Here is a 26,891-nt window from a genome sequence, read left to right as displayed (position 1 = left end):
CAAAAAACTTGGGCGTGGTGCGCCTTGCGCCATTTTGATTGGTGGGCGAGGTTTTGTCGGAGTTCAAGGTCATGGATCTGAACAATGCTCTGTCCATCGCCACCAGCGGGCTGGAAGGCAATCAGTACGCGCTTGGTGTGCTGTCACAGAACGTCTCCAATGCCAGCACGGCTGGTTATGTGGAAGAGGTTGCAAACCTCAACTCTGCAGATACGAGGGGCACGGGTTCCGGCGTTTCGATCGGTCTGACAACGCGTAACGTCAATAATGCGCTGCAGAGCAGTCTTTACACGCAGAATGCGCAGGTTGCTGCATTGACGGTGCAGAATAACTCCCTCTCCGCCATCACGGCGCTTCAGGGATCGACCAGTTCAGATTCAGGATCAAGCGCGACCCTGTCTGACGAGGTCGGCAATCTTTCAAACGCCATCACGGCACTTGTTTCAACGCCTTCCGATGCAACGGCGAGAAGCACTGTCATCAGTAACGCGCAGACACTGGCGACATCCATCAATACGCTGTCGTCAACCTATCAGGCGCAGCGTCAGGCGGCGCAGGATTCAATTGTCTCTGAGGTATCGTCAGTCAATACGGATCTGACGACCATTGGTGTTCTGTCGAAGCAGATCATGTCACTTAAAGTGCAGGGAATGAGCACGGCAGATCTGGAAAACCAGCGTGCCGCCGCCATGTCTGATCTCTCATCGTATATGTCTGTCACATATACCGAGACGTCCAAAGGGGACATGCTGGTCAAGACGGCCGACGGGACGCAACTGCCGACCTATCCGAAAGACAGTAATAACAGCGTTCTGTCGACTTATCCCACGACTGATTCCAATAGTACGGGAACATCCACGCTGGAACCAAGTTCGACCTGGCCGTTGACGACAAGTGATGTAACCATCACTGCGACCTCTTCCATCACGGCTTCGGATACCAGCAGCTATATTCCAGCCATCACGCTGGTTGGCAGCACGACCGATCTTACGTCTCATCTGACGGGTGGTGAGCTTGGCGCCAATATCGACCTGCGTGATAATGTTTACCCCAAGATGCAGGCTCAGCTGGATTCCTTCTCATCTACTCTTGCAACGCGCTTTAACGAGCAAGGGGTTAAACTGTTCACAGACGCTTCCGATGATGTGCCAGGATCAAGCACAACAGCCATTCCTCCTGATGGTATCGTAGGATTTTCCAGCACCATTCAGGTAGGGGCGGCGATTGCTGCTGATCCATCTTCATTATCTGAGGATGGATCGACAGATACTGCTCTGGCCCTATTGCAGACTACACTTGGATCAGACTCTCCTGCGGCTCCAGGTTCGGGGCTTGGTGTCGATGGCAATATTTCTACCGGCTATAGCGGGAGTCAGACACTTGCCAATCTTGCGACCTCTCTGACCTCCGCCCAGGCACAGGTGGCGTCATCTGCGACATCAAATCTCACGACAGCCACGTCCGTGCAGTCTTCGTTGACCACAAAAGTCTCGAATGTGTCGGGAGTGAATGTGGATAATGAGATGTCCAATATTATTGCATTGCAAAATGCCTATACAGCAAATGCAAAAATTGTCACAGCTGTGAAGACTATGTTCACGGCGCTTCTGGATGCGGTGTAAAAATCATGAGCACATCTGTTGGTCTTTATGGCGCAAGTGGCACGGCATATGTGTTGCAGCAGGCAGTCAGCACTCTGACTGACCAGCAGACAGCGCTGGTTGCGCAGGCGACAACGGGAGTGGCGTCCGACACATATGCTGGTCTGGGAAATCAGCGAGGGCAGGCGTTGAGTCTGCAACCGCAGATTACTGCGATTTCCACTTGGCAAACTTCCATCAGTGGCGCGCAGACGAATTTGAGTGTGACCCAAAGCGCTCTGACACAAATCGCATCGCTCAACACCACATTACAAAATGATCTGCTTTCTCTGAATGGGACGTATGGAAAGGAAACTCTGGCTACAGTTGCAGCCAGTGCACAGACAGCCTTGTCTGAATTGGGTGATTATCTGAATACCCAAGGTAGCAACGGCTATGTCTTTGCCGGAACTGATGTCAATAATGCCCCGGTTACCGATGCGGAAGGGCTGGCGAGCAGCACTCTGGCCACGGTGACTTCCGATGCCGTTAGTCAGCTGGATACGCTGGGCGCTTCATCGGTTCTTGAAACAGCGACGGCGTACGCCGCAAGTGGTGGAACTTATACGTCTGAGGACGGCACAACGGTCGATCTGTCGGTGTTTTCTTCTGCTCTGTCCACCGATCCCAGTTCCGCAAAAGGGCTTGAGACAAAAGCTGTTGTCGGACAATCGGCAGTCACCAGTGTGGGAATGGTTGCTACCGAAGGCACAACGCCGACGAGTTCTCAAACGACAACAACTGGATCCGCCATCCGGGATCTGATGCGTAATCTGATGATTGTCGCGTCTCTTGGTAATGCTGATACGTCCAGCAGCAACTTTTCTGATCTTGTGAAACAGTTGAAATCATCAACCGACACGGTGGGAACTGAGTTGAGTAATCAGGAGGGTTCTCTTGGACTTATGCAAAGCTCCCTGACCACGCAGTCGACAAACCTCTCAACAATGAGCACCATGCTCACGTCTCAGTTGTCGAACATCAAGGATGTTGATATTGCAGCTGTTTCTGTTCAGACAGGTAATGTTCAGGATCAGCTTCTTGCATCTTATACGCTGATCTCTGATCTCAAAGGTATGACGCTCGCAAGCTATATATAATGAATGGCTTTTGAGAATGGTTTGTGGAAGGGCGTTTTTGAGTTCTTCTGCAGACTGTTCAGAAGCCAATCATGGCGTCTCCACCGAACGTGAACATTCCGCTGTTGCGATTATCATTGAATGGTGTCGTTCCATTCAGTGAACGATCGAAGCGGACTTCCGGACGGATTGCGAAATAACCATAGTCTTTGCTCAGTGATGTTTTGTAGGTTACGCCTAACGTAAGCGCACCGTAAGTGGTGGGCGGAGCGCTCTCTGTTGGTGCTGAACGTCCTGCAATGGCGTTCATGTAGCCTTCATTGCTCAAAAAATTGGCGACCATCAGTCCTGTATTGTCGCGATAAATCTCACCTCGATAATTGAAGGTCAGGTTTTTCATGAAATTCCAGCTGAGATAAGAAACAAAACTTTCTGTGTCAGCTCTTAGCCCGTCGTCATGCATATAGTTGAATTCACCAGTCAAAGTAACAGTGGGTGTAATTTTATAGATAGCTGTAAGGTCATTCCAGAAACGCAGGTCTTCATTTGCGCCATGTTCAAAGGCTATACGTGAATCCTCAGAGCCAAAACGGCTTAATTCCGTTATGGTCAGTTTTCCGTGCGCAAGATTGTTCAACGTGATGCCCGCATACCCAGCCGGCGCGCTGTTATTGTCCCGTCGTCCGAATGTCGTCTGGTTGCCGGTATCAATACCAGTGAGAACGTCAATCATCGGTGTGACGTGAATGGTGGCCATCATGCCGACATGCTGGAAAGGCACTGAATACTGGCCCGTATAACTGAATGTATAAAATGGCCGTGCGGTCGGGTCGAAAGCTTCCAGCCCCATGGGCGCCTGCAGGATGCCGGCGTGCATATCGACGCCCAGCTTGGTGAACCACGGGAGATGGGCGTCCACCTGGGCATGGGAAGGGATGATCTGATAACGCGAATTGAAAGCCCGGTCAGAAATACCGAGGAGATGGTAATATCGTGAGTCCGAACCGTAGGAGGCTTCGAGGGTAAAACCGAAGCTATATCCATCGGTCGTTGTATCGATATCGTGCGCCAGTGTCAGAGCAAACTGATTGAGCTGCGCCTGATTGGCATGGTCGCCGATAAAGTTGCCGAAATTGATGCCATTATCGGGTCGGGCCGGGTTGGCGGAAATGCCGCCATCGATACGACCAGCCAGAGTGATGCCTCTCCACCATTCCTCGAAGCCTGTTGCTTCAGTGCTTTTGGTAAATAATGGAATGGCGGCGTAGCCGGAAACGGAACCGCCTGTCGTCAGAAGGGCCAATGCAGGGAGAAGCGCTGATTTCCATTTTGATAGCGGCATTTCTATTCCTGTGTCGCGTAGAAAATGCAGTTATCGACGGGTCGCGCATTTCCGTATGACACGACCATAAGGAACAGTGCGTTTGGACGCGAAGAAAAAATATAGATAATATCTCCTTATATTATCTATAGATATAAAAATACTATTGGCTATGACTTCTGATGTCAGGCGTTGCTTCCGAGCATTCGGGTGGTTTTCACTGATGTCTGATTTCCCTTGCGCCTCTGCTGTGAAGGCGCATTTTTTCAGATGGTGTCTGGCTGAGTTTATGAAGGGAAATCGTTCAAGGCCTGGGAGGTGATTGCCTCTGGCCATCCAACAGTAAGGCCAGAGGCGCTCGTGAGCCCTGCGTTATTCAGAAGCGGGCTGTTCGCCAGTGTCTTCTTCGGTCTCAGTCGTCGTAGAAATCTCTGTCTTACCAACAAGACCCCGCGCAAACTCCTGCGCGGAAAAAGGACGCAGATCCTCAGCCTTTTCCCCGACGCCGACAGCATGGATCGGCAGTTTGAACTGGTCTGCCAGCGCCACCACGATGCCGCCACGAGCCGAGCCATCCAGCTTGGTTACGATCAGACCTGTGACGTTCACCAGTTCGCGGAAGACGCGCACCTGTTCAATGGCGTTCTGTCCGGTCGTCGCATCGAGCACAAGAATGACGGAGTGGGGCGCGGTCTCATCGAATTTCTTCATCACACGGATGATCTTGGCCAGCTCTTCCATCAGAGCGCCCTTGTTGTGCAAGCGTCCGGCTGTGTCGATCAGAAGTAGGTCCGCGCCTTCTTCCTTGCCACGCTTGAGGGCTTCGAAAGCAAGTCCAGCAGCGTCGGCCTCAGGCTTACCTGCAATGACCGGCACACCTGTCCGCTCACCCCAGACCTGAAGCTGCTCGACAGCTGCGGCGCGAAAGGTATCGCCCGCCACCATGATGACTTTCTTGCCCTGCTCGCTGAAATAGCGACCCATCTTGCCGATGGTGGTGGTTTTACCGGTGCCGTTGACACCAACCATCAGCACGACATGAGGTTTGAGCTTCGGGTCCGGTTCAAAGGGGATCGCCACTGGCGTCAGGACGCGGGCGATTTCATCCGCGAGTGTCTGCCGGATTTCATCATCGGTCACTTCCGCCCCGAAACGGGTGCTACGGAAGGACTCGATCACGCGCTCGGCCACTTCCGGACCAAGATCGGCAGCGATCAGGTGTTCTTCCAGATCTTCCAGTGCCGCTTCATCAAGCTTGCGCTTGGTGAAGACGCGGCTGAGTTTCTGAGTGGAGCGCGACAGCCCCTGCTTGAGACGGGAGAAAAATCCGAGTGCCATGACTATACGATCTCCGCCACAAGGCCTTTTTCGTCAACCGCTACCGGACGCAGAACCTCAATGCGTCCCATCTCGGACTGTCCCTGCGCCAGTCTGACCGGCGCAAATTCCTCGCTGTGGCCGCTTTCCGGAGTTTCCATCAGGACGCGCAGTTCACGACCGAGCAGGCTCCTGAAATAAGTCTGCGCCGACTGCTCACCCACCGCACGAACCCGGGCGGCGCGCGCCTTGCGCTCGACAACCGGCACGGCGGGCATTTTCGCCGCAGGGGTGCCGGGACGGGCGCTGTAAGGAAAGACGTGCAGATAGGGGAGGGCGGCCTGCTCAAGGAAGGACAATGTTTCCTCGAACAGAACCTCGTCTTCGGTCGGGAAGCCGGCGATCAGGTCCGCGCCGATACCGATCTCGGGACGGATCGACCGCGCCCGTTCAATGACAGACGCCGCATCCGCGACCAGATGACGCCGTTTCATCCGCTTGAGGATCATGTCCGACCCGGCCTGCAGGGACAGATGCAGGTAAGGCATGAAGCGCGGTTCGTTTTCCAGCAGACGCCAGATATCCTCGTCGATCTCTACCGGATCGACCGATGACAGCCGCAGTCGTTCCAGTTCAGGCACCAGCGCCAGCAGGCGACGGCACAACTGGCCGAGTTGCGGCGTGCCGGGCAGGTCGTCACCCCACGAGGTGATGTCTACGCCGGTCAGTACGACCTCACGGTAGCCGGACGCCACGAGCGCGCGCACCTGCTCCACCACCACCCCCACTGGCACGGAGCGGGAAGGCCCACGTCCGTAGGGGATGATGCAGAACGTGCAGCGATGGTCACAGCCCTGCTGCACCTGCACGAAGGCGCGGGTGCGTCCGGCGAACTCAGTCACCAGATGCGCGGCTGTTTCCTTGGCGGCCATGATGTCGGACACGGCGTTACCCGAACCGAGAGCAGGCAGGCTCCAGCTTTCCGCCTTCAGCTTGTCCTCGTTGCCGAGCACCCGCGTCACGCCGGGAATGGACGCCCAGCGATCCGGATTGATCTGCGCGGCGCAGCCGGTCACGACGATGCGGGCATCCGGACGCTCACGGTGAGCGCGGCGGATGGCCTGCCGCGCCTGCCGCTCGGCCTCGTTGGTCACGGCGCAGGTGTTGACGATGATGACATCCTCCAGCGCCGCCGCGTGGCCACGCATCACCTCACTCTCGTAGGTGTTGAGGCGGCAGCCGAAAGTCAGGATATCCACGCCCTGTGTTGCATTGGGCGTGTCGTCCACCGGCATGTCCGGAGGGGTGTCAGTCATTTTGGATAGGCCTCGAGATCGACGGTCCCTTCAAAGGCAAGCTGGGCGGGACCGGTCATCAGCACATGATCGTCAGCATCCCATGCGATAACCATCTCCCCGCCGTCAACCTCTACTGTCATCCGGCGTTCACCCAGACCACGCCGGGCCGCGTTCACCACGGCCGCGCAGGCCCCGGAACCGCAGGCGAGTGTAAAGCCCGCGCCACGCTCCCAGACCCGCAGCCGCATCCGGTCCGGCGCGTCGATGCGGGCAAAACCGATATTGGCGCGGTCCGGGAAAATCGGATCGACCTCCAGTTCCGGACCGCGTTCCGCTTCGGACAGGTCTTCTACAAAAAAAGTCGCGTGCGGATTGCCCATGGACAGGGCGGCTGGCTCGCCCGCGAGGGGGAGGCGGAGTGTGTCGGTGGCTTTCGCCAGTGGCACCGCCTGCCAGTCAGCCTGGGGACAGCCCATATCGACCGCGACGACAGCGCCTCCCGTCGCGTCGCGGGAAAGCACTTCTGCTTTCAGGAGGCCGTTGCGTGTCTCAAAAGTCAGTCTGTCAGTCTCGCGTTCCTGTCCAAGCAGACTGGCGACGCAGCGGGACGCATTGCCGCACGCGCCTGCTTCGCTTCCGTCAGGATTGAAAAAGCGCACAAAGACAGCGGCTTTGCTATCTGCTGGCGCAGAGAGAGTGACGAACTGGTCGCAGCCGATTCCACGCCTGCGATCGGCCAGGCTGGCGATCCGCGTGGGTGTCAAGTCAAAAGAGCCTGACCGTTCGTCGATGATGACGAAGTCGTTGCCCAATCCATGCATCTTCTGAAAAAATGTCTTCATGTGTGACATTTAGGTCAAAAACCTCTGGAATGCACGGTTTTGTCGGAAAAAATTACCTTTGACACATGTCGTGACCGGCTTCTTAAATTTTTTTTTGAATGACATTTCGCGGGTGGTTTATTATCGAATGTCTTTAATAAGAAATACTTTGACGTAAAACTCTTGCGAGAAAACGGACGCCGCTCCTCCATGCCCCAATGCCCGACGTTTTTCCGCCGGACCACTTCTTCTCTGGCTTTCCTGCTTTGTGCCGGGGCAGCATTTTCCCCTCTCGCAGCTTATGCTGATGAACAGAGCGAATCACTGGAGCTCATGGAGCAGCAGATTGCGCGAATTCAGCAGCAGCAGGCGCAGCTGACCAAAGCGTTGGTGGGGCTGCAGAAACAGCTTGTCGCCCGAAAGACTGCGGCGGCCAAAACGACCACCAGTCACGCCGGTCTGAGCAAGGCCACCCGCCAGAAGATCATGACGGCCAACAATGAAACCGTTCCCGTTCCCGAGACGGAGATTGAGGAACCGGTGCGGGTGACGCCACATGGGCACGAACCGGAGGTGCGTCCGACTTTCGTGACAGAGGATGTGCCGACGATCAAAACAGTGACGGCGCATCGAGCGGAAGATACAATTGCTCATACGGCTGAAAACGGCGTTGGTCCGCACCCGCGTGAAACGGTGGGCGCGCAGGCAGCCGGTGCTGTGGGTGATCACGGTGTCTTTCATGTAGGGCCGGTGACGATCGCCCTCGGTGGATTTGTCGATGCCGCCACCGTGCTGCAGAACCGCCAGATGTCCTCGGGCACCTTCACATTCTGGTCCGGGCTGCCTTACAGGAATAGCCCGAACTATCACACCAACAGCTTTGAAGGCAGCGCACGATACAGTCGTCTGTCGCTTATGCTCAGAGGCAATATCGATCAGTACGAAACCATCTCCGGCTTCTTTGAAACGGATTTTGGTGCGGGTGCCGATACGACGAACGCCTACGAGAGTAACAGTTACTCCCCGCGTCTCCGGCAGGCTTACCTTGTCTATGATAACAGCAAGGAAAATTTCCATTTTCTGGCGGGGCAGGCGTGGAGCATGCTGACGCCGGGTCGTATCGGTATCGTGCCGCGGCAGGAAAGTTTGCCGGAAACGATCGATGCCGCGATGCTTGCCGGCCAGACATGGGCGCGTCAGTGGCAGGTCCGCATCACGCAGGATTTCTTCAAGCACAAGCTCTGGCTGGGTCTGTCCATCGAGAATCCGCAGACTCTGTATGATACGACCGGTTACACGACACAGGGTGACGAGCGGGTGGTCCTGCCGGGCGGCAAGGTGGCGACCATCAACAAGGATGGCACGGGCCTGACCAATAACGGACCGTTCTCGAACGAGATTGCGCCGGATGTCATCGCCAAGATCGCCTATGATCCTCACTGGGGCCATTACGAAATTGAAGGCATCGCCCATTTCGCGCATGACCGCGTGTCATGGGAAGGTGGAGGACACAACTACACGGCGCCCACCGGCGGTGGTGGCGGCTCGATGATTCTTCCTGTCATCCCTCACAAGGTGGAAGTGCGTCTTGCTGGTCTGGCGGGGTATGGCATTGGTCGATACGGTTCGGTTCTGCTGCCGGATGCGACCATCAATGCTCAGGGCAAGCCGCAGCCGCTGTTCTCGGCACAGGGGACTGCGGGCATCATCGCTCATCCCAGCCCGAGATTCGATGTCTATGGTTATTTCGGCACCCAGTGGGCCGGGCGTAACTATTCTAACCTGAATGGGTCCGCCTATGGTTATGGCAACCCGAATGCGATCACTTCGGGCTGCAATATCGAAATGTCCTCTATGCCCTGCACGGCCAATATCCATAGTGTCATGGAAGGCACGATCGGCGCTTGGTGGCGTTTTTTCAAGGGACGGTATGGGACTGTCGAATTCGGAACCCAGCTGGCCTATTCCCGTGTGCAGGCATGGGAGGGGGTAGGTGGAAAACCCCATACATCTGAAAGTCAGCTCTTCTTTGATTTCCGGTATTTGCCATTTCAGTAAATATGGCTGCATACAGGACATGCGGGCGCTCCTCTCCGGGCGCCCGTTGTTTTTTATGAGCTGACGCTGGCTTTTCCAGAGATTTCTCTTTATGTCCGGCTTCCAGTCTCCCGTTCCAGGACCAATCTAAACCATGCCTTTTCCGGACACAGTCCCCACGCTTGCGCACGCTCTCGCCGAACGCGGTTATCAGGAGCCAACGCCCGTTCAGGAGGCTGTGCTGGATGAAAAGGCAAAGGGGCGGGATCTTCTCGTCTCGGCGCGTACAGGTTCCGGCAAGACAGTCGCCTTTGGTCTGGCTATGGCCAATGAACTGCTTGATGAGCAGGGCAAGGCCGCTCATGCCCCCACACCTCTGGCGCTGGTCATCGCGCCGACCCGCGAACTCGCCCTGCAGGTGAAGAGCGAGCTGGAGTGGCTTTACGCTGGCACTGGCGCACGCATTGTGTCCTGTGTCGGCGGCATGGAGCCACGCAAGGAAGCGCGTGCGCTATCCATGGGCTGTCACATTGTGGTCGGTACGCCGGGGCGTCTGTGCGATCACCTTTCGCGGAAGAATCTGAATCTGTCCGGCCTCAAGGTCGCCGTGCTCGACGAAGCCGACGAGATGCTGGACCTTGGTTTCCGCGAAGAGCTGGAGACACTGCTCGACGCAACGCCTCAGGACCGTCGCAGCTTCCTGTTCTCGGCGACGATCGCCCGTGAAATCGCCCGTCTCGCCAAGCGCTACCAGCATGATGCGCTGCGTATCGACACGATCGGTGATAACGAGCCGCATACCGACATCGAATATCGCGCCATTCTTGCTGACCAGAATGACACGATCGGCGCCATCATCAATACGCTGCGGCTGATCGAAAGCCCATGCTCGATGGTGTTCTGCCATACACGTGAAGGCGTGCGTCAGTTACACGCAGCCCTTCTGCAGCATGGCTTCTCTTCCGTCGCGATTTCCGGTGAACTGGGGCAGAACGAGCGCAGTCGCGCCATCGAAAGCCTGCGTAATGGTCAGGCCCGAGTCTGCGTAGCCACCGATGTGGCGGCACGCGGCATTGACGTTCCTTCTCTGGGACTGGTGATTCATGCCAGCCTGCCGGGCAGCCCGGCCACGCTGCTGCATCGGTCAGGACGTACCGGTCGTGCGGGCCGCAAGGGCATCTGTGTTCTGGTGACCGTGCCGTCGAAGAAGCGTCAGGCCGATCGCCTGCTTCAGGCTGCCGGAGTCGATGTGACGTGGAATACGGCTCCGACGCTGGATCAGATTCATGAAGCGGATACGGAGCGCCTGATCACCAGCGAGGCTCTGACGCGCGAAACACCGGAAAATGTAAAGCCGCTCGTGGAACGTCTGATCGCTGAGAGGACGCCTGAGCAGCTGGCGGCGGCATTGGTGTTCCTGTGGAACAAGGGTCTGCCCCAGCCCGTCAAAGTGCGGCCGATCACGCCTTCCAGCGCGCCTGCCCGTGCTCCGCGGGAAGGCGGACGCGAACAGCGTGAGCCTCGCGAGCCGCGGGAACGGAAACAGATGGTTGGCGGAAGCTGGTTCAAGCTTTCTGTCGGTCGTGCCGATAAGGCTGATCCCAAGTGGCTGGTGCCGGTCATCTGCCGTCTTGGCGGTGTGACCAAGAAAGATATCGGTTCAATCCGTATCGCGCCGACTTACACGCTTGTAGAAATCTCGCCCGAAAAAGCGCAGCGGTTTACCGAATGCGCTTCCGCTGCGGATGCGGATGAAATCCGGATCGAGCCCGCCAAGGCGCCTTCAGGTAACGAAGCGCCTTCGCCGCGTGGACGGGCGCCAGGCTCACGCACGGCGAAGCCTCGCCGCTCCGGTGGTGATCCGGCTCGGGATTCTTCGCGCAAGCGTCGGTAATTTTTACGACATCTGCAAGAGTTGTGTGGGGGAGGCTGCCGAAAGGTGGCTTCCCCCATTACGTTTGGAGGCTAGCGAAAATTACTCACGCAGTCTGTTGGCAAGCGCCGCTAAAGCGCTGATTTGACGGGTCAGAAACTCCCGCGTTCCGATGTCGGTGAGTTGCAGACTCTCAGGATCTATTTTTTGCGCGGCCTGGCTGATCATGGCTTCCGGTTTGTTGAGAACAAACGCGTCCAGAAAGACCAGTGACTGGCGGAGATGATACTGGGCGCGGGCTCCACCGATGAGGCCCGGCGAGGCTGTCTGAATCGCCACCGGTTTGTTGGCGAAGGGCTGCGGCGACAGGCGGGAAAGCCAGTCGATCGCATTTTTAAGAACGCCCGGAATGGAGTAATTGTATTCCGGCGTCACGATGATGACGCCATCCGAAGCGGCGATCTGTTGCGCCATGGCGAGGACCGGGGCTGGGAAGCCTTCTTCCTGCACGTCCGCGTCATAATGCGGAAAATCCCCGATTGATCCCAGAGAGGTGATCGATATGCCCGGAGGAGCCAGATCAGGCAGAGCGCGAGCAATGGCCGCATTGAGCGAGGCTTTGCGCAGGCTTCCCAAAAGAATGACAAAATTCAGTCTGGACTCAGTGTTCATGACGGGGCCTCTCCGGGTAACTGACGTCTGTATGTCAGTTGATGATATGGATAATCATCAAAATTGGAGCAGAAACGTAACATTCCTGTTCATTACAAAGGGTATCACGATTGCAGTGTGCTTTGGGTGATGAAGGGCACGCGGCGGGAGTTCAAGGCAATGAAGGATGCTACTCTTTCTTTTGGCATCGGATATCCGAAGAGATAACCTTGTACTTCAGTGCAGCCCTTGTTGCTTAGCCTATGAAAATACTCTTCTGTTTCAACGCCTTCTGCTGTCACAGCCACACCCAGATCGCCCGCCAGGGCAATCACGGCGCTGACAATGGCGGCGCTACGGGAGTCCGAAAGCATGTCCCGCACGAAACTTGCATCAAGCTTGATCTTGGAGAACGGAAAAAACCTCAGATACCCAAGAGAGGAATAGCCTTTTCCGAAATCATCAAGAACAATCCGGACGCCGAGCGCATCCAGTTCCTGCAGGACGCCATAGGTGGCGGCATCCGATTCCATGAAAATGGTTTCGATGACCTCAAGCTGGAGCCGTTTTGGGGGGTAGGACGTCTCTTTCAGGATTTTTCTGACTTCCTGGACGAAGCTCCGATGATAGAGCTGATCGACAGAAATATTGACTGATACCCACAGATTCTGCGGCCATGTCCGCGCCGTGCGGCAGGCTTCGGCCAGGAGCGCGTACCCCAGATCGTGCATCAGACCGGCTTCTTCTGCGAGGCGTATGAAGCGGTCGGGAGGGATGGGGCCCAGAATGGGATGGGTCCAGCGCGCCAGAGCTTCAAAGCCAGCCAGATGGCGCGTCTGCGCATTGATGATGGGTTGATAATACAGCGTAATGCTTTGTGTCTGGATGGCTTCACGCAGATCACGAATCAGATCCCTGCGGGAATCAGCTACGGCCCTGTAGGAGGGGACGAACACCCGGTGAGTGTTGCCGCCATGTCGTTTTGCCTCGTACAGGGCCAGATCAGCTGCTTCCTGCAAGGCGCTTTCATTGGAGCCTGCTACTGGCGCCAGCGCAATGCCGGCGCTGATGGAACACTGGATGACGGTCTCGGCAATGAAAAACGGGTTCGCCACTGTGGTGACGAGTTGCATCGCCAAATGAGTTGCTGAATCGAGGGAAGCGTGATGATGGATAAGAATCATTTCATCGCCGCCAATGCGGAACAGCGTGTCGTTATTCTTCAGGCAGCTTTGAAGACGTTTTGAAATCTCGATTAATGTCTGATCGCCAATCGCATGTCCCAGTGTATCATTGATGGGTTTGAACTTGTCGAGATCCAGAGCCACAAGTGCAAAAGGCGTTTGTTCACGAGACAGTTTCACAAGAACTGCACGAAGGGAATCTTCGTAGGCATAACGGTTAGGCAACCCGGTAAGGCTGTCATGCGCCGCTCTGAAAGAGGCCTGCTGGTCCAGGGTGTAGTCTCTGGTGATGTCCGCGCCGATACCGCGATATCCCGTGAATTCATCATTGTTGAAAAGAGGATGGCCGGTGAGTGAGAGAACGCGGATCGAGTGTTCACTCTTGAGTGAAACGATCAGATCACGAAAAAACAGATGCGACTGCATGCATTCTGCAAGATGATGCCACTGGGCATGTGCCGTTACATGCTCTTCAAGTGTTTGCAGGAACTGTTTTCCTGCGAGACTTCCTGCGTCCTGAAATATGGCCTCAAGGGCCGGAATGCTGCTGGTAAGGTGTCCGCTGACATCGGTTTCCCATACCCACTCGCCAACGCTCTGGTCTGAACGCCGCAGCATCAGCCTTACGATTTCAGTCTGCTCCTCAAGTTCCAGACTGGTGATGATGTAACGCTTAAGAAGAATGGAAACGGCGCGACCCAGTCCAAGAATGAAGGCTGCATAGATGCCCAGCAGCATCATGAGCACCACATACAGTGTGTCCGGTTGCAGGAGCCACGCCAGGGACAGCGCAACGATGCAGCCAGCAATCATGGTGGTGGAGAGAGCGACTGTTCCGCAGAAAAATGGAGATATGGACAGAGACGTTGCAATGAGAGCAACAATATCGCCTGCGATCAGCGTCTGTTCCTGATCGGATCCGTTGGGAAACACGATCACGGGGAGGCTTGCCCAGCAAAATCCAAGCAGCATATTGAAGATCGTAAAGTTTTTTCTGGAAAGGGCTGTGTTCTGAAAGAGCCATACACAGAAAGTGTAACTTAAAACGAGCGTTTCTATGATGACAAGAAGCGCAATCCCGTAAAAGGGATGACGTCTTTCAATGAAAGACAGTGTCAGTGGCGCGCTGATTATGTTGGCTATCAGATGAAAAGGCAGCAGACGCAGAAGCGTCCTGCGTTGCTGCCCTCTGACGATCCCCCGCAGACGTGGGGGTATAACCGGCCCTTTCAGCAAAAAGGGAATGTTTTTGATTTTTTTCCAGAGACTTATAAAAACAGCCGGTTTCGTCATATTTTTTGGACGAAGATCTCATTCTGTCGATTTTTCATGCCTTGTTTGCCTTCCTCATGTTTTGGCAATGCCTCTATTTCCTGTCAGACAAAGAAATAGAGGCATTTTCTCTTGAAAAAACGACACAATCATATTAAAATGATATTAGCACTTCATTAAAAGATCTGTGATTTTTAGGAAACTTTTTCCGGTTGAACAAGGGTTTCCTGGATCTGATCTGCTGCCCTATCGAAAAGATGAATACAGCGGCGGATGTTGGCGCTCAGGGTTGCTCCCACAATTTCTGGATCACTTGACGGATGATAGGCTCGTGCAAGGTCTTCATCTATTTCAAGATGTGACGGACCATGATGATCATGGGCATTATGGGCTTCTCCCCAGATCCAGCGTCCCGACGGAAAAGCGCTGGTGAAGCGGGGGGCATGGCAGAGATAGGCCGAGAGCTCTTCTGCAAGGTACTCCACACCGGCCAGCCACGAGAAAAACTCGACAGGGTCATCGCTGGTGGACGCCTGAATAAGATTTTCAACTGATGAGAGCTGCGGATATTCATCTGCATTCAGGTCAATTCCCAGTTCTTTCGCGCCTGCGACCCAAAGCAGTGCATGCGAACCTTCCTCTTCCTTCATCTCTCTGACAGCCTCACGTGCTTCCGTAAAAAACGTCTTTACGCGTGACTGCCCGAAACGTTCCACGAGTGGACGCAACGGCAGATGTCCGACACGCTGATCAATGGCGCGTTCAAAGGCCTGCACGAAGGGCCAGAACCCGATCAGCAAGGCGTGTATGGAGGCCCGATCGCCCTGAGCGCAGGCGCGGATCAGAGGGGACGAAAAGATACCTTCTCTGGTGCCGACACGGACAACATCACGATCAAGAACGGGTTCTGCAAACAGTAAGGCGTACATGGTGTAATCCTTGAATAAATATCCCGGAGTTCCGGTTGATTTGAGTATTGAATATTTTTTGTTTGATAAGTACTTTGTTTTTATTAAATAATATTATGTAAAAACACTAAATTTTATTTTCTATAATTTGCATTAAATATTTCGATATCGAAATGAAAATGACGAATATAATTTATGTATATTGAAAAAGTCTTTTTTGGAATTGGATTTATTCGGAACTCAGGAGGGGGTGTGTTTCCTGTAGTCCCGAATATAAATTATTCGAAATAAATAAGATTATTTCCTGATGAACTCTGAGAGTCCGGCAGCCTTGAGGACTTCAGCCTGACGGGCAGCCAGAGTATCCTCATCAAAGTCAGCGATAAGATCCTGGAACATTCTGTGCCAGTTCAGTTTCGCTCCAATCCGCATGAAGACGGAACCGAGGCCAATTGCTGAACGATCGACAAGAACAAATTCGCGTGGTGGTTTGACGCCGCCCGTTTTTTGCAGGCCGGTATGAACACGTCCGGCTATGTCGCGTCCAAAGATCGTTTCGGCATTTTCATTGATGGTGCGTTCGCGATCTTCCATGAGCGGCTCATAGAGGAAGCTGGCCCACTCGTTGAGCACGGTCATCGTCTCACGGGACAGGCCATCGAACCCCCACATCTCGTAAGCATGGGCTGCGCGATCTTCATCTTTTGTGCGGAGGGCTTCACAAAGTTCGATGATGCCCCGGATGAAACGGGGACGGAAGACACGGATCGTGCCGAAATCGAGCAGATTGAATCCGAAATCATCACGAACAGTGAAATTGCCCATATGCGGGTCGCCGTGAATGACGCCATAGCGATACAGCGGCACGTACCACGCTTCGAAAAGCGCACGCGCCATGGTGTTGCGCTCTTCCTGCGAAGGGTTGGTGTCGAGAACTTTCTGTAGCCCCTGACCATTGACCCATTCCATGGTCAGAAGACGATGGGTGCAGAGACTGTCAACAGTTTTTGGAATGGTAACAGAAGCCGAGTTCTTCAGCATGATATCGTAAAGCCGAAGGTTTGCAGCTTCACGCTTGTAATCAAGCTCTTCTCTCAGGCGGTCTGTCAGTTCCTCAATCACGTCGTCCTGACGAATGGCGTTGTCCAGCTTATGGTAAACGCCCATGGCCATACGGAACTGCTTGAGATCGGCCTCGACCGTTGTCGCCATGTCCGGATATTGCAGCTTGCAGGCAACAACTTCACCATTCTGCAGGACCGCTTTGTGGACCTGACCAAGGCTGGCCGCCGCAGCCGCCTCCCGACCGAACTCACGAAAGTTCTTTTGCCAATCAGGGCCAAGTTCGGCTGCCATGCGTCGACGCACAAAACTCCAGCCCATCGGCGGCGCATTCGACTGAAGCTGCGCCAGTTCCGTCGCATATTCGTCAGGCAATGCGCCGGGGATGGTGGCGAGCAGCTGCGCCGCTTTCATCAGTGGTCCCTTGAGGCCGCCAAGAATGGCTTTCAGATCCTCTGCATGGGCCGCGCCATCACCTTTGAGGCCAAGGCGATGCCCCGCCATGCGGGCTGCGATGCCTCCGACAGTGCCGGTTGTGCGGACCATTCGACGAAACTCACCAAACAGACCTGTGGTGTCGAGATCTTTCTCCGCCATGGTTCAGGCTTCCTCCAACTGATCAATAAAGCCCGAAATCACATCCAGCCCCTTGCGCCAGAAGGCGGGATCACTGGCGTCAAGGCCGAAAGGCGCCAGAAGCTCGCCGTGGCGTTTGGTGCCACCGGCTTCCAGCATTGCGCGGTATTTCTCCCGGAATCCCGGTTCGCCCTGCTGATAGACGCCATAAAGTGCATTCACGAGGCAGTCTCCAAAAGCATAGGCATAGACATAGAACGGCGTATGCACGAAATGGGGCACGTAAGCCCAGTAGGTGTCATATTCAGGTGTAAAGTTGAAGGCGGGGCCAAGACTTTCTGTCTGCACCTCGCGCCAGATGGCGCCAATCTGTTCGGGTAGCAGTTCGCCCTCACGGCGGGCGTGATGTACGCGGCTCTCAAACTGATAGAACGCGATCTGACGGACGACCGTGTTCAGCATGTCCTCAACCTTGGAGGCGAGAAGAAGCCTTTTCTGAACGGGGTCCTTTTCCGCATCGAGCAGATACTGGAAAGTCAGCATCTCGCCGAACACGCTGGCCGTTTCCGCCAGAGTCAGGGGTGTCGATGAGAGAAAGTAGCCCTGTTTCGAAGCCAGTTTCTGATGCACGCCATGACCGAGTTCATGCGCCAGCGTCATGACGTCACGCGTGCGTCCACGATAGTTCATCAGGACATAAGGATGAACCGATGGCACGACCGGATGGGCGAACGCCCCCGGCGATTTTCCCGGAACAGGGGCGGCATCGATCCACGGTTTGTCAAAGAACTCGTCGACAATCTTCCCCAGTTCAGGATCGAAGTTTTCGTAAGCCTGATGGACGATCGCCTTGGCGTCTGTCCATGGGATCTCTTTTTCGCGCATTCCGGGGAGGGGAGCGTTGCGGTCCCAGTGTTCCAGCTTTTCCAGACCGAGCCATTTGGCTTTCAGGCTGTAATAACGATGAGACAGGCGAGGGAAGTCATCCGTAACAGCGGAGACAAGCGCATCGACAACGTTGTCCTCCACAGTGTTGGAAACATTGCGGTAGGACTCGGGACGGGGATAATGGCGCATCCTGTCGGAGATGGCCTTGTCCTTGACCAGCGTATTGGTCACCAGAGAAAACAGCCGGATATTGTCGCCCAGCGTCTTCCCGATCGCCTTGCCTGCCGCTTCCCGTCGGCTGCGGTCCTGATCCGACATCTGGTTCAGGGCTTCGCCAAGCGGCATTTCCCGTCCGTCCAGTGATACACGCAGAGCCGTGATCTGCTCGTCGAACAGACGGCACCAGGCGGATGCGCCGGTCACGGATTTTTCCAGCAGCACCTGTTCGATGTCGTCCGGCAACTGATGCGGGCGGAACATCCGGTGATCACGCAGGAACGGCCGCCAGTGCGCCAGCGCGGAGGAAGAAGACAGCTTTGCTTCCAGCACGTCTTCCTCAATGGTGTTCAGTTCCAGCGTGAAGAACAGCAGGTCAGCCGAGATATCGGAAATGCGTTCGCGCACGGCCTGACTGAACTTGCCCGTCTCGGGGTCGGTCATATCGGCGGAGAAGGAAAGGGACGCGAAGGAGCCGACCTTGCCGAGAATCTCGTTGATCGCTTCGCAGGTCTCGATCGCTTTCGCCAGATCAGCGCCGGAGAGAGAGGCGATGGCGCCTTTATACTGGCCCGCAAAAGCCTTTGCCTCGGCAGCCGCACGGTCCAGATCAGCCTTTATCGCAGGCGAGTCGGGGTTCGTGTAAAGATCGGACAGGTCCCACCGAGGTGGGGAAACATCTGTGCTCTGCCCCGATGATGTGGTGTTCGCTGCAAGCGAAACCTGAGCGGAAAGAGGGCGCAGTCGAGCGTGCGGAAGGGGGAAGGGAGCCTGATCTACCATGTGTGGAATTGTAGCGCGGGTGCGTGCGGGTGGCGAGGCCGATTGATTCTTTGCGGCAGGCTGCATTTCCCATGCTTTCCCGTGCTGACTTTTCCCGCTTTATCCCCTATGGAGCGGGCATGACCGATACGCCTCTTTCCCTGATCCGTAACTTCTCGATCATCGCCCATATCGACCACGGCAAGTCCACTCTTGCCGACCGGATGATTCAGGCCTGCGGAGCGCTGACCGCCCGCGAGATGACGAATCAGGTGCTCGACAACATGGAGTTGGAGCGCGAGCGCGGCATCACCATCAAGGCGCAGACCGTGCGTCTGACCTACCCGGCCAAGGACGGCAAGACCTACATCCTGAATCTGATGGACACACCGGGCCACGTTGACTTCGCCTACGAAGTCAGCCGTTCGCTCGCTGCCTGTGAAGGCTCGCTGCTGGTCGTGGACGCTTCGCAGGGTGTGGAGGCGCAGACGCTGGCCAACGTGTATCAGGCCATCGACGCCAATCACGAAATTGTGCCCGTTCTCAACAAGATCGATTTGCCCGCAGCCGAGCCCGAGCGCGTGAAGGCGCAGATCGAGGAAGTCATCGGTATCGACGCTGAGGACGCCGTGGAGATTTCGGCCAAGACCGGCATCAATATTGAAGGCGTGCTGGAAGCCGTGGTCACCCGCCTGCCGCCGCCGACCGGTGAAGCTGATCTGCCACTCAAGGCGATGCTGGTGGATAGCTGGTACGACGCCTATCTCGGCGTCATCATTCTCGTGCGCATTAAGGAAGGCCGCCTGAAGAAGGGTGCGCGTATCCGTATGATGTCCTCAGGCGCGACCCATCTGGTCGATCAAGTCGGCGTGTTCGCGCCGCGCATGGTGCCGGTGGATGACCTCGGGCCGGGCGAGATGGGCTACATCAACGCCGCCATCAAGACCGTCGCCGACTGTAATGTGGGCGACACCATCACCGATGACCGCCGTCCGGCTGCCGAGCCGCTTTCAGGCTTCAAGCCCTCCATTCCGGTGGTGTGGTGTGGCCTGTTCCCTGTCAACGCGGATGATTTCGACAAGCTGCGCGACAGTCTCGGCAAGCTGCGTCTGAATGATGCTTCGTTCCACTATGAGGCCGAAACGTCTGCCGCTTTGGGCTTCGGATTCCGGTGTGGCTTCCTCGGTCTGCTACATCTCGAGATCATTCAGGAACGTCTGTCCCGCGAGTTCGATCTCGATCTGATCGCGACGGCACCGTCCGTTGTGTATCACCTGAACATGAATGACGGCACGAAGGAGGATTTGCATAATCCGGCCGACATGCCTGATCCCATGCAGATCGAAACCATCGAAGAGCCCTGGATCAAGGCCACGATCATGGTGCCGGATGAGTATCTCGGCGCCGTGCTGACACTCTGCACCGAGCGGCGTGGCGTGCAGATTGATCTGACCTATGTCGGCAACCGTGCGATGGCGGTCTATCGTCTGCCGCTTAACGAAGTGGTGTTCGATTTCTATGACCGTCTCAAGTCTCTGACCCGTGGCTATGCCAGCTTCGATTATCAGATGGATGGTTACGAAGAGAGCGACCTCGTGCGGATCTCGATTCTCGTCAATCAGGAGCCGGTGGATGCGCTGTCCTTCATCGCGCACCGGTCGGCAGCCGAGAGCCGTGGCCGCGCTATCTGCGCCCGACTGAAAGATCTGATTCCTCGCCAGCTCTTCAAGATCGCCATTCAGGCCGCCATCGGCGCGCGCGTCATCGCGCGTGAGACCATCGGCGCTCTGTCCAAGGACGTGACGGCGAAGTGCTATGGTGGTGATATCTCACGTAAGCGCAAGCTGCTGGAGAAGCAGAAAGAGGGCAAGAAGCGGATGCGGCAGTTCGGCAAGGTCGAAATTCCGCAGAGCGCGTTCCTTGCTGCTTTGAAGATGGATCGTTGAGCTGAAGACGTGCCACATGGGAAGAAGGAAGGGCTGCTTTTCAGTCTCTCCGACTGCTACAGGAGTGAATCCTGATTGGATGGATGGGCGCTCACGGCCTTAAAAGATGCATATAAATAGAATGATTTAGGCGTGATCTGAACACGACATTCCCGATGTCAGAAAGGATCGCGTCGGAAACCGGATTGGGTCGCATGAACAGTTCTCTGCCGCTATGACCGCAAAAACAGTACGCCCATCCGGAGTAGGGAAGGCTGCGACCAGCGGTTTTCTCTGGCTTGCAGTTCAGAGTCTCGCCGCTCGGGGCATTGGATTTATCTCGCAACTTTTTCTGGCGCGATTACTTCTGCCGGAAGATTTCGGCACGATTGGTCTTGCGCTGACGGTTACCGCCATCGCCAACTCCCTGATCAGCTTCGGGATCGACGAGGTTCTGCTCCAGCGTCAGAAAACCATGACGTTGTGGGAGCCGCTGGCGTTCTGGATGTCGGCGGGAGTGAGTGTGGCAGGCATGCTGGGCATGTTCATCGCAGCGCCATTCGCCGCACACTGGTACCATTCCCCAGCTCTTGTCGGTCTCATCATGGCGATTGCGGTTGCTACGCCCATTCGTGCGCTGAGCACGGTGTCGGCCGTAAAAGTCCGGGCGGAAATGGATTTCCGCTTTCTGGCCGCCTGCAACACATTCGACATTGTTGCGCTTCAGGTCCTGACCATCATTCTTGCCGCGCTGGGAGCCGGGGCATACGCCTTCGCCATCCCTTATCCCATTGTCGCCATAGTGCGGACAGCCTGGCTCTGGAAACGCGCCGCACCTTCCATCAAGGGACGATACAAGGCCATACAGGCCCGTTATCTGGTGGGTAACAGCACGCTCATTCTGTTGAACCGGACCTGTATCGAATTCATCAATCAGGGTGATTACATCGTGCTTGGGCTCATCGCATCGAAGGCGATGGTCGGCTATTACTTCTTTGCTTTCCGGTTTGCCGCCCAGCCCGTCCGCATGCTGGCGGGCAATGTGAGCAATGTCGTGTTCCCGGCTCTTGTGCAGTTCCGCAATGAGCCAGCCCGTCAGACTGACGCCGTTCTCCGTGCATGCCGTCTTCTGGGTTATCTTGTCATGCCATTCTGCTTTTTGCAGGCGGGGCTGGCGAAACCGGGACTGCATCTGCTGTTCGGTGATCGCTGGATGCCTGCGGTGCCCTATGTCATCATCCTGAGCATCGGGCTGCCGTTTGATGCAATAAGCTGGATTACGGGCGCTCTCCAGAGCGCAAGGCGGGAGTTTGCACGCTCCTGTCACTATCGACTCATTGCGTTTCCATTGTTTTATATCATGGTCGGTCTTGGCGGATACTGGGGCGGCGTTATGGGTGTCGCTCTTGCTGTGGCGGCCTATTATTTCGTGTGGCCTCCCATCACCTCTTATCTGATCCTGATCGGGTCAGGTGTGTCTGCTCTGACTGTGGCTGAATTCTACTTCCTGCCCATGATCTTCTCCTGCATCGCCATAGGAGCCGGCATGTTTCTTGCCCAGACAAGCCTGTTTCACGGCAACGATTTCGTGGAATGCATGGTCATCGGCATTGTGACCTGCATCGTCTATCCGGCGCTGCTGGCGGTGTTCCGGCCCGAGATGTTCAGAGAAATCGTGAACCGGTTCGGCGGAAAGCTCAAAAAGCGTCGCCAGACGGAAGAAGCTAGCGCCTGACCCATTCCCGGCAGGCTGACTGGCGCTGTTCCCAACCGAGCCGCTCCAGTTCCGGCGTGTCGTGGCGCTCACTCGGGTATCCGACGCACAGATAGGCGATGAAGCGCCATGAAGCCGGGCTTTCCAGCGCCTGTCGCACGGCTTCAGGCTCAAGAATGGACACCCACCCCACGCCGATCCCGCGAGCGGCGGCGGCCAGCCAGAAGGTGTGGATCGCCATGACCGTGGACCACACCGTCGTTTCCGGCATGGTGCGGCGACCAAGGCCGCGCCCCTGTATGGGATCTTCCACCGAAAACACCGCAATATGATGGGGTGCGTCGTCCAGTCCCGCCAGTTTCAGACGGGCATAAGCAGCGGCGTCCTCGCTTTCGCGTTCCGCGAGGGCATCGGCCTGGCTGCGTGCGAAGATACCCCGCACGGCGTCGCGTCGGGTGGGGCTGTCCACCTGCATGAAACGCCATGGCTCACTGAGGCCGACCGACGGCGCCATGCTCGCGACCTGTAATAACTCGTCGAGTGTGGCCTCGGCCACCGGATCGGGACGAAAGTGTCGGACATCCCGCCGCCAGCGAAAGACGTCCTCAAGAATGGCGGATGTCGTCATCCTTTATAGGCTTCGCCCGGCGGCAGAAGCTTGCCGGGGTTGAGAATCCCGCGTGGGTCCATCGTCTGCTTCAGTGCGCGCATCACGCTGAGCGCACCCGCTCCATGTTCCGGCTCCAGAAATTCCAGCTTACCAATCCCCACGCCATGTTCGCCGCTGCATGAGCCGCCCAGCGCCAGCGCACGGCCCACAATCCTGCGATCCAGTTCAAGCAGCCGCTCACGTCCCTTCGGAGAATTCTCGGTGAGAATCAGGGTGTGGAAATTGCCGTCGCCCACATGCCCCAGTATGGCTGCGCGCAGACCGGAAGCGGCGATATCCTCGCGTGCGCTGTCGATCAGTTCGCCAAGACGCGAGATCGGCACGATGCAGTCGGTCGAGATGACAAGCGCCGAGTGGTCGATGGCGCGGGCCGCCCAGAATGCGTCGTGACGGGCCTTCCAAAGACGGGTGCGTTCCTCGGGAGTGTCAGCCCACGCAAAGCCGAGACCGCCATTGTCACGGGCGATGCTTTCCGTGGCTTCCACCTGCTCGCGCACGGACGCGGGACCGCCGGAGAATTCGAAGAACAGTGTGGGAAGCGGCTTCAGTTCATCGAGATGGGAGAAAGCGATGCTGGCCGCCATCTGCACCTCATCCAGAAACTCAACGCGGGCGACCGGGAGACCATACTGGATCATCTCGACGGCCGTGGTGATGGCCTCGTCCACCGTGTTGAACTGGCAGATGGCGGCGGCGATGCTTTCCGGCAGTCCGTAGAGACGCAACTGGATCTCGGTGATGATGCCCAGCGTGCCTTCCGAGCCGATGAAGAGCGAGGTCAGATCATAGCCCGTTGAGGATTTACGGACCCGGCCACCTGTGCGGATCACTTCGCCCGTGGCGAGCACCACGGTCATCCCGAGCACATTTTCCTTCATCGTGCCGTATTTCACGGCCGCCGTCCCGGAAGCGCGGGTGGCGCACATGCCGCCGAGCGTGGCCTCTCCGCCGGGATCGACAGGGAAGAACAGGCCGGAATCGCGGATGCGGGCGTTGAGGTCCTGTCGCGTCACACCCGCCTGCACACGGCAGTCCAGATCTTCCGGATTGAACTGCACGATGTCCGTCATGCGGGAGAGATCAAGGCTGATGCCCTCCGCAGGCGGTGTGACATGACCTTCAATCGACGTGCCCGCGCCGAATGCTACGACCGGCACACGATGTTCATGACACAGCGACAGCACGCGGGAGACGTCGTCCGTGCTTTCCGCAAAGACAACGGCGGCGGGCAGACAGGAGACATCCAGAGCCTCGCCGTGACTGTGTTCCTCGCGCACGGAGGCCACGGTGCTGATCTGGGCGCTCATGGTCTCGCGGAGAGTGGAAAGAACAGTTTCCACGCCGGTCATCGGGGCGGATAAGGTGTCGGACATGCGGGCAGCCTGATCAGTGAAGACGGAATTTACACGCTTGTATCCGCTGTTCGTGTCTTCGACTACCGATACGGGAACGCGGCAGGGTTTCCGGTGCAGGTGAGAAATACGCCGCTGTTCATGCCTGTGAAACCTCTCCGGGCTTGACATGAGCGCCCGTGACCGGCTTCCTCCGCCCCTGAATTTTCACATTGTGGCCGGACGGCTCCCCGCTGTCCGCGCCGCGTTCCAGCCGGGCAGGAATTGACCACATGCATCCGTATCGCACCCATAGCTGCGCCGCCCTCCGCGCCGAAGACGCCGGAAAGACCGTGCGCCTGTCCGGCTGGGTCCACAGCAAGCGGGATCACGGCGGCCTGCTGTTCATCGATCTGCGCGATCAGGACGGTCTGACGCAGATTGTCATTCCCGCCGAATCCCCGGTCATGCCGGTCGCCGAAGAAACCCGCGTCGAGAGCGTCATCACCGTGACGGGCGAGGTCGTGCTGCGTGAGGAAACCACACGTAACCCGAACCTGCCGACCGGCGATATCGAACTGCGTGCAAAAGAATTCACGGTGCAGTCCGCCGCCGCTGTCCTGCCGTTTCAGGTGGCCGGCAACGAGCATTATGGCGAAGAACTGCGGCTGAAATACCGCTACCTCGACCTGCGCCGTGAGAAGATTCACCGCAACATCCTGCTGCGCTCGCAGGTCATCGCCAGCCTGCGTCGTCGTATGGTCGAGCAGGGTTTCACAGAGTTCCAGACCCCAATCCTGACGGCCTCTTCTCCGGAAGGCGCACGCGACTTCCTCGTGCCGTCCCGTCTGCATCCGGGTAAGTTCTACGCGCTCCCGCAGGCTCCGCAGCAGTTCAAGCAGCTCGCCATGGTCGCGGGCTTCGACCGCTACTTTCAGATCGCACCGTGTTTCCGTGACGAAGCCGCCCGCGCCGACCGCAGCCCCGGCGAGTTCTATCAGCTCGACTTCGAGATGGCCTTCGCCACGCAGGAAGAGGTGTTCGCAACACTTGAGCCGGTCATGGAAGGCGTGTTCCGCGAGTTCGGCAATGGCCGGGCTGTCACCCCCGCGCCGTTCCCGCGCATCCCGTATGCCGAGGCGATGGCCGTTTACGGTTCCGACAAGCCGGATCTGCGCAATCCGCTGAAGATCGCCAACGTCACCGAGCAGTTTGCCGGTTCATCCTTCGGTCTGTTCGCCAAGATCGCGGCTGGTGGTGGCGAGATCCGCGCCATTCCGGCTCCGGGTGCTGGTCCGAAGCCGCGTGGTTTCTTCGACAAGCTGAACGCATGGGCGCGTGAGAACGGCGCTGGTGGCCTCGGCTACATCCAGTTCGACGAGGAGGGCGGCAAGGGACCGATCGCCAAGAACCTCGAAGCCGACCGCGTGAAGGCCATTCAGGACAAGCTTGGCCTGAAAGCCGGTGACGCTGTGTTCTTTGCCGCAGGCAAGGGCGATGAAGTGGCGAAGTTCTCAGGACAGGTCCGCACGAAAATTGCGACCGAACTGGAACTGATCGAAGAAGGCGAGTTCCGCTTCTGCTGGATCGTCGACTTCCCGATGTATGAGAAGAACGAGGAAACGGGGCAGATCGATTTCTCCCACAACCCGTTCTCCATGCCGCAGGGTGGTCTTGAGGCGCTCAACACGCAGGACCCGCTCGACGTCAAAGCCTATCAGTACGACATCGTCTGCAACGGCATCGAACTGACCTCCGGCGCGATCCGTAACCACCTCCCGGACCTGATGATCCGCGCCTTCGAGATCGCGGGTTATCCGGAAAGCGTGGTCGAGGAGCAGTTCGGCGGTATGCTCAACGCCTTCCGCTTCGGCGCTCCGCCGCATGGTGGCGCGGCACCGGGCGTCGACCGCATGGTCATGCTGCTGGCCGATGAGCCGAACATCCGCGAGGTCATCCTGTTCCCGCTGAACCAGCAGGGCGAGGATCTGATGATGGGCGCACCGTCCACCGTCGAGCCTGCGCGTCTGAAGGAACTGTCTCTTGCATTGAACCTGCCCAAGCCGAAGCCTGTCGTGAAGAAGGATGCGGCGGAGAAGGAGTGAGGCGCTTTAGCGTTTTTGATGTGAGGTGAGTTTGAGGCCGGGAGCAGGTTTGTTCCCGGCTTTTCTTTTTGAATTAATGTAATCGGAACGTGGTAGCCGGAGCTGGCAGGCCGTTCGATTACATCTTCGCCCATGATGGTGATGACTGGTTTTTCAGCCAGATAGAAGAAGCAGTCTGGTAAACCTATTTGCGTTATCGGAGAATTGAGCGGCATATTTCAGAATATGGTCTGTTTGCAAT

The 26,891-nt window shown here is 56.8% G+C and carries 18 protein-coding genes; 7 read left to right on the top strand and 11 right to left on the bottom strand.

What is annotated here, in order from left to right; translation table 11 throughout:
* Nucleotides 1–71: 71 nt before the first annotated feature.
* Together flgK and GVI59_RS06030 are read left to right on the top strand one after the other, a co-directional pair.
* Nucleotides 72–1,622, top strand: coding sequence for a flagellar hook-associated protein FlgK (flgK, locus tag GVI59_RS06035; RefSeq protein ID WP_173573402.1), 1,551 nt, complete (start codon nt 72–74; stop codon nt 1,620–1,622).
* Nucleotides 1,623–1,627: 5 nt separating this feature from the next.
* A complete protein-coding gene (locus GVI59_RS06030; RefSeq protein ID WP_173573401.1) occupies nt 1,628–2,740 on the top strand; it encodes a flagellin in 1,113 nt (370 codons plus the stop codon).
* A gap of 58 nt (nt 2,741–2,798) precedes the next feature.
* Here GVI59_RS06030 and GVI59_RS06025 read toward each other — a convergent pair whose 3' ends face one another.
* From GVI59_RS06025 to dapF, 4 genes are all read right to left on the bottom strand, one after another.
* Nucleotides 2,799–4,061, bottom strand: a complete 1,263-nt coding sequence (locus tag GVI59_RS06025; protein ID WP_173573400.1) for an outer membrane beta-barrel protein — start codon at nt 4,059–4,061, stop codon at nt 2,799–2,801.
* A gap of 351 nt (nt 4,062–4,412) precedes the next feature.
* On the bottom strand, nt 4,413–5,378 hold the full coding sequence (ftsY, locus tag GVI59_RS06020; RefSeq protein ID WP_173573399.1) for a signal recognition particle-docking protein FtsY: 966 nt from the start codon (nt 5,376–5,378) through the stop codon (nt 4,413–4,415).
* 2 nt (nt 5,379–5,380) lie between these two features.
* Complete coding sequence (gene mtaB / locus GVI59_RS06015) at nt 5,381–6,652, bottom strand: tRNA (N(6)-L-threonylcarbamoyladenosine(37)-C(2))-methylthiotransferase MtaB (RefSeq protein ID WP_173573558.1); 1,272 nt, start codon at nt 6,650–6,652, stop codon at nt 5,381–5,383.
* 17 nt (nt 6,653–6,669) lie between these two features.
* Complete coding sequence (dapF, locus tag GVI59_RS06010; RefSeq protein ID WP_173573398.1) at nt 6,670–7,497, bottom strand: diaminopimelate epimerase; 828 nt, start codon at nt 7,495–7,497, stop codon at nt 6,670–6,672.
* 189 nt (nt 7,498–7,686) lie between these two features.
* Here dapF and GVI59_RS06005 point away from each other — a divergent pair, with 189 nt between their 5' ends.
* Together GVI59_RS06005 and GVI59_RS06000 are read left to right on the top strand one after the other, a co-directional pair.
* Nucleotides 7,687–9,534 (top strand): hypothetical protein, encoded by a 1,848-nt coding sequence (locus GVI59_RS06005; RefSeq protein ID WP_173573397.1) that lies wholly within the window; start codon nt 7,687–7,689, stop codon nt 9,532–9,534.
* Nucleotides 9,535–9,667: 133 nt separating this feature from the next.
* Nucleotides 9,668–11,407, top strand: coding sequence for a DEAD/DEAH box helicase (locus tag GVI59_RS06000; RefSeq protein WP_173573396.1), 1,740 nt, complete (start codon nt 9,668–9,670; stop codon nt 11,405–11,407).
* 81 nt (nt 11,408–11,488) lie between these two features.
* Here GVI59_RS06000 and GVI59_RS05995 read toward each other — a convergent pair whose 3' ends face one another.
* The 5 genes from GVI59_RS05995 to GVI59_RS05975 all read right to left on the bottom strand — a co-directional run bounded on the left by GVI59_RS05995 (nt 11,489) and on the right by GVI59_RS05975 (nt 18,926).
* On the bottom strand, nt 11,489–12,058 hold the full coding sequence (locus GVI59_RS05995) for an NADPH-dependent FMN reductase (protein WP_173573395.1): 570 nt from the start codon (nt 12,056–12,058) through the stop codon (nt 11,489–11,491).
* A 104-nt stretch (nt 12,059–12,162) separates the two neighbouring features.
* Nucleotides 12,163–14,193, bottom strand: a complete 2,031-nt coding sequence (locus GVI59_RS05990; protein ID WP_173573394.1) for a putative bifunctional diguanylate cyclase/phosphodiesterase — start codon at nt 14,191–14,193, stop codon at nt 12,163–12,165.
* A gap of 494 nt (nt 14,194–14,687) precedes the next feature.
* A complete protein-coding gene (locus GVI59_RS05985; RefSeq protein ID WP_173573393.1) occupies nt 14,688–15,422 on the bottom strand; it encodes a hypothetical protein in 735 nt (244 codons plus the stop codon).
* 276 nt (nt 15,423–15,698) lie between these two features.
* Nucleotides 15,699–17,060, bottom strand: coding sequence for an ABC1 kinase family protein (locus tag GVI59_RS05980; protein WP_173573392.1), 1,362 nt, complete (start codon nt 17,058–17,060; stop codon nt 15,699–15,701).
* A 3-nt stretch (nt 17,061–17,063) separates the two neighbouring features.
* Nucleotides 17,064–18,926 carry a M3 family oligoendopeptidase gene (locus tag GVI59_RS05975; protein ID WP_173573557.1) on the bottom strand — a complete coding sequence of 621 codons (1,863 nt, stop codon included), beginning with the start codon at nt 18,924–18,926 and terminating at the stop codon, nt 17,064–17,066.
* Nucleotides 18,927–19,045: 119 nt separating this feature from the next.
* On the opposite strand from GVI59_RS05975, the gene lepA reads away from it, so the two are divergent.
* Nucleotides 19,046–20,851 carry a translation elongation factor 4 gene (gene lepA / locus GVI59_RS05970; RefSeq protein WP_173573556.1) on the top strand — a complete coding sequence of 602 codons (1,806 nt, stop codon included), beginning with the start codon at nt 19,046–19,048 and terminating at the stop codon, nt 20,849–20,851.
* Between the two features lie 214 nt (nt 20,852–21,065).
* Nucleotides 21,066–22,565 carry an oligosaccharide flippase family protein gene (locus GVI59_RS05965; protein WP_173573391.1) on the top strand — a complete coding sequence of 500 codons (1,500 nt, stop codon included), beginning with the start codon at nt 21,066–21,068 and terminating at the stop codon, nt 22,563–22,565.
* Here the strand turns inward: GVI59_RS05965 and bluB are convergent.
* On the bottom strand, nt 22,555–23,172 hold the full coding sequence (gene bluB, locus GVI59_RS05960) for a 5,6-dimethylbenzimidazole synthase (RefSeq protein ID WP_173573390.1): 618 nt from the start codon (nt 23,170–23,172) through the stop codon (nt 22,555–22,557). The genes GVI59_RS05965 and bluB overlap by 11 nt on opposite strands.
* The gene (locus GVI59_RS05955) at nt 23,169–24,587 is read right to left on the bottom strand and encodes an FAD-binding oxidoreductase (RefSeq protein ID WP_173573389.1); all 1,419 of its coding nucleotides are present in this window, start codon (nt 24,585–24,587) and stop codon (nt 23,169–23,171) included. Before GVI59_RS05955 ends, bluB begins: the two co-directional genes overlap by 4 nt.
* A gap of 251 nt (nt 24,588–24,838) precedes the next feature.
* Between GVI59_RS05955 and aspS the strand changes: the two genes are divergently transcribed.
* The gene (aspS, locus tag GVI59_RS05950) at nt 24,839–26,650 is read left to right on the top strand and encodes an aspartate--tRNA ligase (RefSeq protein WP_173573388.1); all 1,812 of its coding nucleotides are present in this window, start codon (nt 24,839–24,841) and stop codon (nt 26,648–26,650) included.
* Nucleotides 26,651–26,891: the final 241 nt, after the last annotated feature.

The organism is Acetobacter sicerae (genome assembly GCF_011516765.1).
Lineage (GTDB): Bacteria > Pseudomonadota > Alphaproteobacteria > Acetobacterales > Acetobacteraceae > Acetobacter > Acetobacter sicerae.
This window is presented reverse-complemented; position numbering and strand designations above follow the sequence as displayed.

Excerpts from the sequence above, each read along its gene's own strand:
- flgK (WP_173573402.1), top strand. The coding sequence starts at position 72 with ATGGATCTGAACAATGCTCTGTCCATCGCCACCAGCGGGCTGGAAGGC.
- GVI59_RS06030 (WP_173573401.1), top strand. The coding sequence starts at position 1,628 with ATGAGCACATCTGTTGGTCTTTATGGCGCAAGTGGCACGGCATATGTG.
- GVI59_RS06025 (WP_173573400.1), bottom strand. The coding sequence starts at position 4,061 with ATGCCGCTATCAAAATGGAAATCAGCGCTTCTCCCTGCATTGGCCCTT.
- ftsY (WP_173573399.1), bottom strand. The coding sequence starts at position 5,378 with ATGGCACTCGGATTTTTCTCCCGTCTCAAGCAGGGGCTGTCGCGCTCC.
- mtaB (WP_173573558.1), bottom strand. The coding sequence starts at position 6,652 with ATGCCGGTGGACGACACGCCCAATGCAACACAGGGCGTGGATATCCTG.
- dapF (WP_173573398.1), bottom strand. The coding sequence starts at position 7,497 with ATGAAGACATTTTTTCAGAAGATGCATGGATTGGGCAACGACTTCGTC.
- GVI59_RS06005 (WP_173573397.1), top strand. The coding sequence starts at position 7,687 with ATGCCCCAATGCCCGACGTTTTTCCGCCGGACCACTTCTTCTCTGGCT.
- GVI59_RS06000 (WP_173573396.1), top strand. The coding sequence starts at position 9,668 with ATGCCTTTTCCGGACACAGTCCCCACGCTTGCGCACGCTCTCGCCGAA.
- GVI59_RS05995 (WP_173573395.1), bottom strand. The coding sequence starts at position 12,058 with ATGAACACTGAGTCCAGACTGAATTTTGTCATTCTTTTGGGAAGCCTG.
- GVI59_RS05990 (WP_173573394.1), bottom strand. The coding sequence starts at position 14,193 with ATGCTGCTTGGATTTTGCTGGGCAAGCCTCCCCGTGATCGTGTTTCCC.
- GVI59_RS05985 (WP_173573393.1), bottom strand. The coding sequence starts at position 15,422 with ATGTACGCCTTACTGTTTGCAGAACCCGTTCTTGATCGTGATGTTGTC.
- GVI59_RS05980 (WP_173573392.1), bottom strand. The coding sequence starts at position 17,060 with ATGGCGGAGAAAGATCTCGACACCACAGGTCTGTTTGGTGAGTTTCGT.
- GVI59_RS05975 (WP_173573557.1), bottom strand. The coding sequence starts at position 18,926 with ATGGTAGATCAGGCTCCCTTCCCCCTTCCGCACGCTCGACTGCGCCCT.
- lepA (WP_173573556.1), top strand. The coding sequence starts at position 19,046 with ATGACCGATACGCCTCTTTCCCTGATCCGTAACTTCTCGATCATCGCC.
- GVI59_RS05965 (WP_173573391.1), top strand. The coding sequence starts at position 21,066 with ATGACCGCAAAAACAGTACGCCCATCCGGAGTAGGGAAGGCTGCGACC.
- bluB (WP_173573390.1), bottom strand. The coding sequence starts at position 23,172 with ATGACGACATCCGCCATTCTTGAGGACGTCTTTCGCTGGCGGCGGGAT.
- GVI59_RS05955 (WP_173573389.1), bottom strand. The coding sequence starts at position 24,587 with ATGTCCGACACCTTATCCGCCCCGATGACCGGCGTGGAAACTGTTCTT.
- aspS (WP_173573388.1), top strand. The coding sequence starts at position 24,839 with ATGCATCCGTATCGCACCCATAGCTGCGCCGCCCTCCGCGCCGAAGAC.